General features: G+C 37.0%; 11 protein-coding genes. 8 read left to right on the forward strand and 3 right to left on the reverse strand.

What is annotated here, in order from left to right:
- Window positions 1-81: 81 nt before the first annotated feature.
- Window positions 82-897 carry a DUF6612 family protein gene (locus ACFSUL_RS13880; protein ID WP_377936357.1) on the reverse strand — a complete coding sequence of 272 codons (816 nt, stop codon included), beginning with the start codon at window positions 895-897 and terminating at the stop codon, window positions 82-84.
- A 263-nt stretch (window positions 898-1,160) separates the two neighbouring features.
- Between ACFSUL_RS13880 and ACFSUL_RS13885 the strand changes: the two genes are divergently transcribed.
- The 4 genes from ACFSUL_RS13885 to ACFSUL_RS13900 all read left to right on the forward strand — a co-directional run bounded on the left by ACFSUL_RS13885 (window position 1,161) and on the right by ACFSUL_RS13900 (window position 3,346).
- Complete coding sequence (locus ACFSUL_RS13885; protein ID WP_377936359.1) at window positions 1,161-1,712, forward strand: DUF3267 domain-containing protein; 552 nt, start codon at window positions 1,161-1,163, stop codon at window positions 1,710-1,712.
- 218 nt (window positions 1,713-1,930) lie between these two features.
- Window positions 1,931-2,125 carry a hypothetical protein gene (locus ACFSUL_RS13890; protein ID WP_071411968.1) on the forward strand — a complete coding sequence of 65 codons (195 nt, stop codon included), beginning with the start codon at window positions 1,931-1,933 and terminating at the stop codon, window positions 2,123-2,125.
- Between the two features lie 211 nt (window positions 2,126-2,336).
- Entirely contained in the window at window positions 2,337-2,918 is a 582-nt protein-coding gene (locus tag ACFSUL_RS13895) for a DUF4256 domain-containing protein (protein ID WP_377936361.1), read from the forward strand.
- A gap of 167 nt (window positions 2,919-3,085) precedes the next feature.
- Window positions 3,086-3,346 (forward strand): hypothetical protein, encoded by a 261-nt coding sequence (locus tag ACFSUL_RS13900; RefSeq protein ID WP_377936363.1) that lies wholly within the window; start codon window positions 3,086-3,088, stop codon window positions 3,344-3,346.
- Window positions 3,347-3,711: 365 nt separating this feature from the next.
- Here ACFSUL_RS13900 and ACFSUL_RS13905 read toward each other — a convergent pair whose 3' ends face one another.
- Window positions 3,712-4,053, reverse strand: coding sequence for a YqzG/YhdC family protein (locus ACFSUL_RS13905; protein ID WP_071411973.1), 342 nt, complete (start codon window positions 4,051-4,053; stop codon window positions 3,712-3,714).
- Window positions 4,054-4,325: 272 nt separating this feature from the next.
- Between ACFSUL_RS13905 and ACFSUL_RS13910 the strand changes: the two genes are divergently transcribed.
- The 4 genes from ACFSUL_RS13910 to ACFSUL_RS13925 all read left to right on the forward strand — a co-directional run bounded on the left by ACFSUL_RS13910 (window position 4,326) and on the right by ACFSUL_RS13925 (window position 10,360).
- Window positions 4,326-4,787, forward strand: a complete 462-nt coding sequence (locus ACFSUL_RS13910; RefSeq protein ID WP_377936366.1) for a hypothetical protein — start codon at window positions 4,326-4,328, stop codon at window positions 4,785-4,787.
- Window positions 4,788-5,314: 527 nt separating this feature from the next.
- Window positions 5,315-8,068 (forward strand): hypothetical protein, encoded by a 2,754-nt coding sequence (locus ACFSUL_RS13915; protein WP_377936368.1) that lies wholly within the window; start codon window positions 5,315-5,317, stop codon window positions 8,066-8,068.
- Between the two features lie 939 nt (window positions 8,069-9,007).
- Window positions 9,008-9,532 carry a GNAT family N-acetyltransferase gene (locus tag ACFSUL_RS13920; protein WP_377936370.1) on the forward strand — a complete coding sequence of 175 codons (525 nt, stop codon included), beginning with the start codon at window positions 9,008-9,010 and terminating at the stop codon, window positions 9,530-9,532.
- A 312-nt stretch (window positions 9,533-9,844) separates the two neighbouring features.
- Complete coding sequence (locus ACFSUL_RS13925; RefSeq protein ID WP_071411977.1) at window positions 9,845-10,360, forward strand: GrpB family protein; 516 nt, start codon at window positions 9,845-9,847, stop codon at window positions 10,358-10,360.
- Window positions 10,361-11,141: 781 nt separating this feature from the next.
- Here the strand turns inward: ACFSUL_RS13925 and ACFSUL_RS13930 are convergent.
- Window positions 11,142-12,251: a flavin monoamine oxidase family protein gene (locus ACFSUL_RS13930; protein WP_377936372.1), complete on the reverse strand. Its 1,110-nt coding sequence runs from the start codon at window positions 12,249-12,251 to the stop codon at window positions 11,142-11,144.
- Window positions 12,252-12,258: the final 7 nt, after the last annotated feature.

Here is a 12,258-nt window from a genome sequence, read left to right on the forward strand (position 1 = left end):
ATAACTGCTTGCCCAACTAACGGAAGAAATAGCTGAAAATCACTAAGTTGATTTTCAGCTATTGTTTTATCTTTTTATTTGCTAGTTTGCTTTTTCACCTGCTTTATTATCAAGAGCGTTTTCTATAACCTCATCAGGAATCACAATACGTTCTAATTCATCATATTTCGAAATTTTTTCCTCGATGGTGATCTCGGTTTCCAATCGATCCTCCATGTCGGTCAAATCCATTTCAAGATTTGCTCGAATCAATGATTTCGTAAAGTGAAAACTCTCTTTATCTATATAAATAGTATAGGTAAATCCATTATTTTGAAGGTTTTCTCCCCAATCAGTATCTATAAAAGCTGGCATAGATATATCCAAGAAATAAACGGATAGTTCATGAAAGGAATCTCCTTCCCCTGTTAATGTTAAAATATAGTGTTCTTCTTTTTCTTCTAACTTCAACTTTTCAGAATGTTTTTGGAAGTCTTCCAACCGTTTTGATAAATCCATATACTCTTTCGCTTCATCTAATGAAGGGTGATAGCCTGTATCTTTCCCTTTCCACCAATTTTCTTTTTCATAATTTGAATCAATAGTATATACATCCCCATCTGCAAAATAGAGTTGTGCCCCTACTTTATTGACGTTATCTATCTTTGTGTTTTGGGTGATGTGAAGGCCTAACGGATCTTTCACATAATCCATAGTGAGCTCGTTAGTTTGTTTGCTACCAGGTGGGAATAAATCTATGTCTTGTTCTATTTTTACTTCAGTGCGATAACTGTTGGTTTGCTCCATAGCTTGAATGGAGGATTCCAATACCTCTTCTGGCGTATTTGGTTTGTTATCACATGCTGCTAAACTGAGAGTGACACTAAGGCACCCGCAAAACATCAGTAATTTCTTCATTTTACCCCCTATGTATGATTTTGATTTACTTTAAGGGTACTCTAGTGTAGTCTTTCAATCAATGATAACTCTTGAAATTAGTAGCGCGGGTTTACTATTACTTAAAGTCTTTAACGCACTAAATATAAGTGTGAAATTAACTTCAATTTTCAGCTTAACTCCAATAAATTATTCCATTATGGGGGCCTTTCATCAAAGTTACCTTTTCGATAGTAAAGGCTCGTTTACCAAAAATGATATTCAGCATTCGGGAGGGAAGAGTCATGTATCCGAACTACGAAGAATTTAAGTCACTGGAATGGGAAGAAATCAAAATTCCCCCAATTATAAATATAGGTGTAGTTAGTCTTATGGTTATTAGTATCCTAATAGGTCAATATTTTGTTTCACTCATTGAATTGTTTAATTTAATAAAACAAATACCTTTGTTGATACTTGCAATCCCTCTAGTAGTATTTGTGTATATCGTGTTACACGAATTTATACATGGAGTTTTGATGAAATATTATAGTGGAATAAGCCCACAGTATGGCTTTAGTGGACCTTTTATATTTGCTAAAAGTGAAGCGATTTTTAATAAAAATGCTTACATAATAATTACCTTGGCACCAATGATTATTTTGGGAGTTATCTCTGCGGTGCTAATTTTTATCATTTCAGGTACGGGAGTGTGGTTTGCCTTATTTGTGTGGGTAATTAATCTTTATGCTTCAAGAGGTGACTTACAAGCAGTACTAGTATTAAAGGGTCTTCCAAATACCTATAGCATAAAAGATGAAGGGGATTCTCTTCAACTATATAAACAAATAAAATGATTCGTTAAAATTTTATGCAAGATAAATAGAATGTGAAGTTTTACACTTAAACTATTTGGTGCTTGAAGGATAGAAGGAGTTGTCGTGGCAGTAACTCTTATTGTTTATTGAGCTATAGAGCAGCATTCCTGTAATGAAGAAAATCCTCAACTCCAACAATTATTAATGATATAATTCCACTTATAAATAATTATTTTTGTATCATTCGAGGTTATTCAATGAAGTTATATAAACTAAAAAGGCAATTTAATGGATATAAAAAAGGAACACAGTTTTACTTGATTGCTGAATCAGAATTTATAGGGGTCAAAGAATTTGTATTAAGAACGAAAGATTTAACGAAAAGGATATCAATCAATGAAAGTGAATTTACTAAGAATTTTTCTATCATCAAAGTATCTATTAACGAATAAAAGCCCCATTTGGGTTATTCTAAACGATTTTATGATGCTTAAAAATACTTTTTTTCATACAAACAGCCTTATAAAAAGAAAGGATATTTTAGTTTTTAAGTAGAAGGCAACTTTTATAGTGGAAGGATGCTAGAGTGAAAATCTGGAATAAAATAAATGGATATTCATACATAAACCACTATGAGTAAAAACAAGTGAGGAGAGAATGAACATGACAGAGAAAAATAAAATCAGCACTAAAAAGGAATTGTCACCAGAACAAAGTGAAAAATTACTTAGCGTATTGAAAGCCCGTTTTGAGAAAAACATGAACCGCCATAAAGATTTTGAATGGGACAAAGTACAAGCAAAGCTGGACGCTAACACGGAAAAACTGTGGTCGCTTCATGAAATGGAGATAACGGGTGGAGAACCAGATGTTATCGGTTATGATAAAAGTGAGGATGAGTACATTTTTTGTGATTGTTCACCAGAAAGTCCCAAAGGTCGCCGAAGTGTTTGTTACGACCGTGAAGCATTAGAGTCAAGAAAAAAACATAAACCTGAAAATAGCGCTATTGATATGGCAACTGCCATGGGCATAGAAATTTTGACTGAGGAACAATATCGGGCACTGCAGAAACTTGAAAACTTCGACAAGAAAACGTCGAGTTGGGTGCAAACTCCTACTGATATTAGAGAACTCGGTGGTGCCCTTTTCTGTGACTACCGCTTCGGTCACGTCTTCGTGTATCACAATGGAGCAGAATCTTACTATGCTGCAAGAGGGTTTCGTGGCTCGCTAAGGGTCTAAATTTGAATTTGAGAACGGATCAGCTAGTGAAAGTTTTAACGAATGGTTGTATAGCATGAATAGATAATCTTTTGTTCGTTATTCGACCAACAGAACAAAATAATTCAAGAAGGATATTGATCCTTCGATAACATATAGGTATTAGGGTATAGTTGGGAGTGGATTAGGTGATTGCAGACTTATTTGGTAGTGTATTACAAGGAATACCGTCTAAAAAAAATAGTTTAATCAAGAAAAAAATTAATCTATTAAGTCAAGAAGAGTGGTATAAGGCATTTGTAAATAGATATGGAAATTTAATTGTATTTAATAACGCCTTTAGAAACTTTATTTACCAAAAGGATATCGAAACTATCTTAAAAGACAAAGAAAAATTAGAAGCCTTTCAAGAACAACTTAGACAACTAGTTATTAAAGAAAACCTATAAGTTACTGTCTTAGGCTATTAGGTAATTTGTTGAATTCGTTTTTCGAAACAGTTAGATAAAATGAGACTTGGTTCTAAATAAAGGAGAACCGAGTCTTTTTCTTTTGAAATTCTAAAAGAACAGACACTTTAGTATATAAAATAGCAACGTGAGAATGTCTAGTATCAATCCATTAATTATTTTGTAGGATAATGTACTTGTTAAATTATTAGAAAACCTTAAATATCAACACAAATGAGGGGACGATACCATGTGCGATTTCGTACCCCATTTGTGTTGATATTTATAGTTTTGTACCGGAAAAGGGAACCCGTTATACAATAAGCAGATACGCTTTTTTTACTAAGAGAGAAATCTGTTGCAGATTATCTCATTGATTCCGTATAGTTAATGTCCATAATTTGTTCCGTTTCATTGTGGAATGTTATATCAACCAATACACCAAATTCTTTACTGTCCTCTTTTAACCATAGTTTAAATTTTTCTGTTGAATGTTCCGTTCCTTTTTCCTTACCGATGTGAAGATAGTCAACAATATCTGCTTGGGGATATTTCTCTTTTGTCTTTTTTAGGGCTATTTGTCCCCATTTAGCATAGGGAGGTACTTCTTGTTGTGCTTTTATAACATTATTAAGATTAAAGAATGGTAAATCTCCAAATAAGCATAAGCCATATATCAACTGAACGGATAGTAGTATTTTTATCATGTTAAAACCTTCTTTTTTATCTTAGTCTTTTCGTGTTTGCAAAAGGTTATGCGTCAAATTCTTCTTCGACCATTGGGTGTGAAAGTTAAACAAGGTGATCATTAAATTTGATCGCTTTTTTCTTTTCTGAAACTGAGATTTTATATTTAGAATAGTGTGTTAGTAAGGAAGTGATGACATATTGAGCTAACGAGCTATCGCTTTCTTTATAGAGGGAGGGTAGTTTATAGGAGTAAGGGTGCGTAACCCGATAAAAGAGGGGGGACAAATCGATGAAAAAAATTAGTATCCTATTGGGTGTGGTCATTCTAATCGTCATATTGGCAAATATAACGGATATAGTGGCTCATACTAAACTGTATTCATTCAACAATAATAAAAAAGTTACAACCGAAACAAAAGTCATAACTTTTGAAGAAATATACCAGACTTTGCGTCAACAAAGAGGATTGGCTCAAGAATTAGAGGATTCTATAAAATATTCATTGATAGGTGATGAAGTAAGAAAGGGTCTTGATGATGCTTCTAATTACGAAGTATTTTTTAGGATGCACCCTCAAATCAATTCAATCAAAGTTGAACTGCCAATAATCACATACAAAGACGACGATAGGACAATTAAATTTATATCAGGAAAAGGTAAAGTTTTAGAAATAGCAGAAAACGGTCAATGGAAAGAATTTAATGGTTCTTGGGATGATTTACTTGAAAAGTATAACCAAGATGTTAATTAACATCGAAAATTGTCCAACTTAGTTGTGCTATCGGGGGGCAATAGTGGAACAGGGAGTTGTTGATAGACGGCAGCTCCTATTTATATGGCTCTTTTCTCATAGATTGTTGTTTTTACTTATAAATTCAGCCCGTTGATTAAACGTAGTTTTTCGTTAAAAAGCAACAAACTTCACGAAAACAGCCATTTATATTGATATAAAAACCGCACGAAAATTAGGGGATAAAATAAAAGGAGTGTTCAAGAGGGAAATCCCAATAGTTACAGAGTGGCTAAAGGGGAAAAACCTTACTGAAAATGAAACTGGCTTCCTTCTTATACCAACAATAACATATCTGCAAAAAAGTCCAGATAAAAAAAACTCTCCCAATGAAACACTTCTAATATATCTATGAACATTCGTTTACCAAGGAATCCTGGCTCATGAGAACAGCCCATCATTTTTGGCATATGATGGGGTGAATGCACGAGTAAAGGGATGATTTCATGAGCAAGAGAAAAAAGAAAAAAGTAATATGTGAGGTTGAGATGCCGCCTCAGGGGTGTCCGGATCTCTTTCCTCATGAAGAGTGCGAGAATCCAACAATCCACTTGTATGAGGTAGGGAGTATAAGTTGTGAGGGTGTCATTAGCGGAAGGGTTTTATGTGATTACAGACCGGTACCAGGTGTTGTCGTCAATTTAACCAGTACTTTCTCCGGGTTGGTGTTTAGTGATGCTATGCCCGTCACTGACAGTACTGGTCGATTTAGCACAACGGTAACGGTTCCCGAGGGGACACCCATTACACCGGGAGTGAGGATCACCGCCTCTGCTGTAGTAAACGGTATAGCCATTAGTGATACGCTTTATGTGAGGGTTGATTGCCTTTATTGTAAAAACCCAATCTTAACGTTGAATCCGATTTCGGGAGTTGTTGGATGTAAAGGAACGAAGCTTTCTGGAAGGCTTGTCTGTGACGGGAGTGTTATTGCGAATGCAGCGATAGCGTTCACCATCACTTCTTCATCGAATTTAGTTAAGGTCACGCCGAACCCAGCAATTACTCAGAGAGATGGAACGTATTCCGCCACACTGCTTCCTTTTACGGGAATCAACGAAACCATCACCGTCACCGCGTCGGTAAAAATTGGCGGGAAAGAAGTCTTTTCGGAAACTCAGCAAATAACAGTGCAATGCATTAAATGTAAAAATCCTAAAATTACTGTAAAAAATCTTAAGAAAATAGATTGCCGTGCATTTATTTATGGCAGGTTAACGTGTGATGGTCTACCACTGGCTAATGTGCCAGTCAAATTATCCGGTTCTCCGATTCTCGAATTCAATCCGGAGAATCCTGTGACGGATGAGAATGGAGAGTTCACAAGTGTCGTGACGGTGGAAGAGGGTACTTCGCTACAGAAGGCTTTTTATACAGCAGAAGCCGTTGTGGATGGAAAGACAGTTTCGGTAACGGATAAGGTGAAAGCAGGATGCGTTAAATGTACGGACCCTAAGATTACCGTCAAAAACGTGAAAAAAATAGATTGCCGCGCATTTATTTATGGCAGATTAACCTGTGATGGACGACCGTTGAACAATGTTTTAGTTAACTTGTCCGGTTCCTCGATTCTCGAGTTCCATCCGGAGAATTCCGTGACGGATCAGAATGGAGGATTCACAAGTGTCGTGACGGTGGAAGAAGGTACTCCGCTACAGGAGGCTTTTTATACAGCGGAGGCAGTTGTGGATGGAAAGACAGTTTCGGTAACGGATAAGGTAAAAGCAGGGTGCGTTAAATGTACGAATCCTAAGATTACCGTCAAAAACGTGAAAAAAATAGATTGCCGCGCCGTAATTAATGGCAGGTTAACCTGTGATGGTCTGCCGTTGGCTAATGTTCCAGTCAAATTAGCAGGATCCTCCATTTTAGCGTTCCATCCGGAGAACCCCGTGACGGATGAGAATGGAGAATTTACAAGTGCCGTGACGGTGGAAGAAGGTACTCCGCTACAGGAGGCTTTTTATACAGCAGAAGCCGTTGTAGATGGAAGGACAGTTTCGGTAACGAATAAGGTGAAAGCAGGATGCGTTATATGCAAAAAACCGGAATTGTCGTTGAAAGTTCCAAAAAATATTGGCTGTGAAGGAGCTAAGCTGACCGGTTGCTTAACGTGTGACGGTGTGCCAGTTCCGAACGCCGAAATCTTCTTTGATATTGAAGCATCGTCACCCACAGCTATCCACGCAGTGCCGAATCCGGCAATTACAAAAGAGGATGGGACCTATTCAACACATCTTTTGCCTAGTTCAGGGGTAACGGAAACCATCACTGTCAAAGCCTTCGCAAATATCAAAGAGGCAGAAGTTTCATCGGAAATAAAGAAAATTAAGGTGGATTGTTCGTGTAAGAAACCAGTAATAGAAGTAGATAATCCAGATAAAATAATCTGCGCTGGAAAAATGACCGGATGTGTACTTTGCGATGGGAAACCTGTCCCGAATAGCGAAGTCAAATTTAGTAGTGACCTATTAAATTTTGAAGTACCGGTTGTCGTAACAAATGAAGACGGTAGCTTTTCAAATAAAGTGACCATTTCGCCAGGTACACCGTTTGAAAAGGTTTCCTATACGGTTCATGCAGTTGTTAATGGGATTCCAGTATCGCAAACAGAATATGTGTGGGCAGGATGCCATCCGGATAAAGAATGTGCACTAACGCTAGAAGGGCCAAAATTGGTGAAATGCAAAGAAGAGAAAGTAAGGGGCTGTTTAACGTGTGACGATAAGCCAGTAGAGAACGCGTATATTTACTGTATTGTCGAGTCCCCATCCCTAGAGGCAGTCAAAATTACTCCGAACCCCGCGATCATGAAAGAGGACGGCACATACAAATTTTCAATTCATCCGGAATTTGGTGCGGACGAAACAATCAAGATAAGGACTGTTGCGATGATCGAGGGAGAAATCGTATCATCTAAGCTGGCCCTCATGAAAATTGATTGTCCATGTAAGAAACCGGAGATAAAGCTGGAAAAACCAAAGAAGATTAAGTGTTGTGAAAAGATACAGGGCTGTGTCTTATGTGATGATGGTACGCCTCTTCCGAATGTAGAAGTCACCTTAAGCAGTCCGCTGCTCACATTTGATCCTATGATTCTGATGACAGATGAGAATGGAGAGTTCACAAGTAAAGCTTCCGTACCGCCACATACACCATTCGAAGAAACTAGATTTACAGCAAGTGCTGTAATAAATGGGAAGACTATATCCAAAACAGTACATGTCCGTGTCAGCTGTTAGTCGATCCAATTATTTATCATTTTCCAAAAGAAGACTCCCTCTTCAATCGTGAGTAGAACGGGTAAGGGGAGGCTTCTTTCGGTTGGCACTAGTCAAAATATCCCTAATCCAGTTTAGTAAGCTAGCTGGTGTTTAAGTTAAACAAGATGATCGTCAAACGTGGCGATCTTTTTTATTTTGGATTTTTAAAAAAAAGGTTGGGATTTTATGTTAAAATTTCAAGTAGTTAGGGTATTCTTTCGACAAGAGTTGGAGCGCTTCTCCTTTTCTCCAAGATAAAAGGAAATGGTTGTTACCATTAAATTAGAGCAAAAGCATTTGTCGACTAATGTAAGTAGTTACTTCGAAAAGAATGTTAGTTTAGTTTGGAGAGGAAAGGATGTAATAATGAAGTTATTTAAGAATATGTCTGAAACAGAATTAGGTAACTGGAATAAAGGGGCCATACTTGGCTTTTATACCTATATGTTTCTTTTATTCATAGACCAAACTTATAGTCTATTATTCGCAAGTAATTTCTTTTCTTCTTCTGTCATTTTTTGGGCTGGATTAATAGTAGCTTTTGGGTTTGAGTTTATTTTGCATCTGAGGACTAAAGTGAAATTAAATAAATGACATTCAAAAGATTTTTTTATTCCACTAGTGGTTGCGTCTACTCAACAGGGCGAGTGGCTTCTTGTACGAACGGGGCAGGTAGTTTAATAAGCTAATGAATTTTAAAGGAGAATAGAGGTTTACTATGAATCAATTATTAGGGCTTTTTTCTAGAAGACGGTTGCTTTTAACAATACTTGAAAACACAGAGTAGATTGGAGCGAAAGGCACTGGACTCCCGCGGGATACAGAGGAAAAGTCGAGACTCCGCAGACGGCCCATTACCGACAAACAACAAATTTCACGAAAATATTCTTAAAAAAAGAGAAAGAAGGAGTTAGTATAGTGATAAAAGGAAGATTGGTATACTTAAGGCCTATTGAAGATAACGATATGGAAAGTATTTATAAGTCTTGTCAGGATGAAGAGTTTTTATATATGACTGGCACTCGTAAGTCGTTTACAATGGATGAAATTATTAAAAGTTATAGACAGTTTAGCAAAGATCCTACACGTTATGATTTTGCCATTTGTTTATTAGATAATAATAAACTAATAGGTGATTTAGCCATCTTAGACGTTGATGAAGATAATAAAAAGGCAGGGTTTAGAATATCGCTACATAGTAAAAATAGTTTAAACAAAGGTTACGGTACGGAAGCGACTCAACTTGCACAAAAATTTACTTTTGAGGAGCTTAAACTAAATCGTTTGGAGTTAGAGGTATTTTCTCATAACATTCGTGGTATAAAAGCATATGAAAAAGCAGGGTTTAAAAAAGAAGGAATACTAAGACAATCCCTTTATATGAATAATAAATACTCTGATGAAGTCCTTATGGGAATGCTTCAAGAAGACTACTATAAATAAAAATGTATTCACAACTCCTGTGGTATATTACGTAGGAAGTTCCTACATGATCATGGGCACTATTCGAATCATCGGGGCCGTTTCCTAGTACGCTACAGGAAACTTAGGGAAGGGTTATTCCATCATCTAACTATCAAGTTACAGAAGACTCCGAAATCCTATTAATTAAAAGTAAGGAGTTGACTTCATCATCAATAAAAAGTGAAAGTTGGATTCCAGTCTCGAGAATATAAATTAATAATGTGGTAGATAGTGAGCTGTTTCGGCAGCTCTTTTTATTAGACTAATTATTACCGATTGGTGGGGGAAGGAATGACAAAGCTACTGGTTAATGTAAGTGAGTACAGCGAAGAATGGGAAAACCAATTTGAATATGAGAGAAAGCGAATTATGGATGTTATTGGTGATAAAGTAGCGAGGATTGAGCATATTGGAAGTACGGCAATAAAGGGATTAAAAGCTAAGGCGATCATTGACATTATGGTAGGCGTAGAGGAGTTAAGTACGGTACCTACTTTTGTTGCTCCTCTAAGTGAAATTGAATTTGAGTATGTTCCAAAACCAGAAGTAACGGATAGAAGGTTTTTCAGAAAGGGTTTATGGGGAAAAGGAACTTGTCATTTGCATATTTGTGAAGTGCATGGCAGAGAATGGATGGAGAAACTACTATTTCGTGATTATCTTAGAAAACATCCTCAAGTCGCTAAAGAGTATGCTTTGCTTAAAAGTGAACTTGCTTCTAAATATAAGTACGATAGACCAACCTATACCCAACAAAAAGAACCGTTCATTAAGGACATTATCGAAAAAGCTAGAGAGAATTTTTAAGTCGATTTTTAGTTGCAAGGTCGGATGCTTTCCTTGGATAAGGAATGGTACCATATGTTTTTTAGGTTGTTTGTATGGAAAAAAGTATTTTGAAGCATCGTGAAATCATTTAGGATAACCAAAATGAATTGATTCTGCACCACTTTGGCACTAAATTTGCTTTTTTATAGTAGATGGTGGAGGCTTTGTTTCAGCCGCCATGGGAGTTTTTCGTAAAGTTTGTTGCTTTTCAACTACAAACTAAGTTTACCCAACTGAGTTGCTTGGAACGGAGGGCACTTGACTCCTGCGGGAAGAGAGGGAAGGGAGAGACCCCGCAGGCGAAGCTGAGGAGGCTCTCATTCCTCCCCGCGGAAAGCAAGTGCCCGTAGTGGAAAGCAACGGACATAATTTATAAGTAAAAACAACAATCTATGAGAAAAGAGTCTTTTTTTAACTATATTTCATTAAAACGTTCTTATAAGAAAAACAGAGAATTAGTATAAAATGTGGAGTATGTAAATAAGTAGTACAAATAGCCACAAAACGGGACGCATGGATTAAAAAAATCCATACGTCCCGTTTTGTTAGTGCCTTATTGAACGAAAGAACCTGTTATTTTGAGCGAAATAGTTCACAATCTGGTAGTAAGGAAGTTTGGAGTAACGATAAGAGTTATAGGATGCTGTGATCATAAGAATTTTTCGCTTTACTCGTTCCTTATTAAATACCTAAAAGGACTTATAACAGGAATAAAAAATCAATATCTGTTAGTTTTCACGTAAGATACTTATTTATCATGTTATAAAGGCTTGTTGTTTAAATTAATGATTTCAAAAACAGCCTGTTCAGCTGACTGAAGTGCACCTTCCAGATGTCCACTATATTGTGAATTTGTCTCTGTACCAGCAAAAATAATTTTCTTTTTCCATACACCTTCCACTGGTGGTTGACCATAACTCTGGTAATTTTTTAGAGGACTAAAATCTTCTTCGACAGCCGTCTCAGCATCTCTAGACCAATCTTTATAAAAAATATCCTGTACGTTTTCGGCTTCACTTCCAAAGAGCTTAACTAACTGGTCAACAACCAATTTTAAAATTTTGTCTTGTCCCATTTTTTTACGTGTATCTGCAGGTAATCCGAAGAAACCAAATAATGCGCCAGATCCTTTATTAGGAGAAGCATCATATATTTCTTGTAAGGGACCAACGGCACTCAATGCATATCCAGAAAGTCCTAATTCTCTCCAGAAGGGACGATCATAGACTGCAACAACCTTGGCCTGTTCCGCCATCCACGTAGGTTTTTTTCCGATATCAGTAATAAGATTTGGAGGTAGGAAAGGAGAAAATTCAATGTGATTCGCTACAAGACGAGGTGGCAATGCTAAAATAACAGCATCTGCAAGAATCTTTTTTCTCTTTCCATCAGCAAGGTCTGCTTCAACCGTAATATCACCAGCTTCATTCAGCTGGATTTTCTTAACTCGTGTTTCTAGCTCAACTATTTCTGAGGGGATAGTCTCTGCTAGAGCATCAATAAGAGACTGCACACCTCCAGTCAATCGAAGCCACTTTTCATCAGAACTTTCTTGCAGCACACAACGCTCTGGTGGTTTGATTTGGAATCGTTCTAAAAGAATATCCCCTTCGTTATATTGGACAAAAGTTTCTAAATTTAGTTCTTTAACAAGATTAACAATATGGCTCTCAGACTGTGGCCAAAACCACGTCGGGCCAAGGTCAAATTTGCCAAGGTCAGGTCTGTTTGGAACAGAAGTGCTCAAAATCCTGCCTCCAATTCTATCTCTAGCCTCTAGGACCCTACATTCAATGCCTTGTTTAGTAAGTAGTGACGCAGCGCGTAGGCCACTTAAACCCGCACCAACAATGATTACAGGATTGTTCATATTTTCT

The organism is Bacillus seohaeanensis (genome assembly GCF_042684945.1).
In the GTDB taxonomy this organism is placed as follows: Bacteria; Bacillota; Bacilli; order Bacillales; family Bacillaceae_B; genus Rossellomorea; species Rossellomorea seohaeanensis.

What these genes read in the sequence shown, in the direction of transcription:
- ACFSUL_RS13915 (WP_377936368.1), top strand. Translation starts at nt 5,315, where the DNA reads ATGCCGCCTCAGGGGTGTCCGGATCTCTTTCCTCATGAAGAGTGCGAG.
- ACFSUL_RS13890 (WP_071411968.1), top strand. Translation starts at nt 1,931, where the DNA reads ATGAAGTTATATAAACTAAAAAGGCAATTTAATGGATATAAAAAAGGA.
- ACFSUL_RS13930 (WP_377936372.1), bottom strand. Translation starts at nt 12,251, where the DNA reads ATGAACAATCCTGTAATCATTGTTGGTGCGGGTTTAAGTGGCCTACGC.
- ACFSUL_RS13910 (WP_377936366.1), top strand. Translation starts at nt 4,326, where the DNA reads ATGAAAAAAATTAGTATCCTATTGGGTGTGGTCATTCTAATCGTCATA.
- ACFSUL_RS13905 (WP_071411973.1), bottom strand. Translation starts at nt 4,053, where the DNA reads ATGATAAAAATACTACTATCCGTTCAGTTGATATATGGCTTATGCTTA.
- ACFSUL_RS13895 (WP_377936361.1), top strand. Translation starts at nt 2,337, where the DNA reads ATGACAGAGAAAAATAAAATCAGCACTAAAAAGGAATTGTCACCAGAA.
- ACFSUL_RS13885 (WP_377936359.1), top strand. Translation starts at nt 1,161, where the DNA reads ATGTATCCGAACTACGAAGAATTTAAGTCACTGGAATGGGAAGAAATC.
- ACFSUL_RS13880 (WP_377936357.1), bottom strand. Translation starts at nt 897, where the DNA reads ATGAAGAAATTACTGATGTTTTGCGGGTGCCTTAGTGTCACTCTCAGT.
- ACFSUL_RS13925 (WP_071411977.1), top strand. Translation starts at nt 9,845, where the DNA reads ATGACAAAGCTACTGGTTAATGTAAGTGAGTACAGCGAAGAATGGGAA.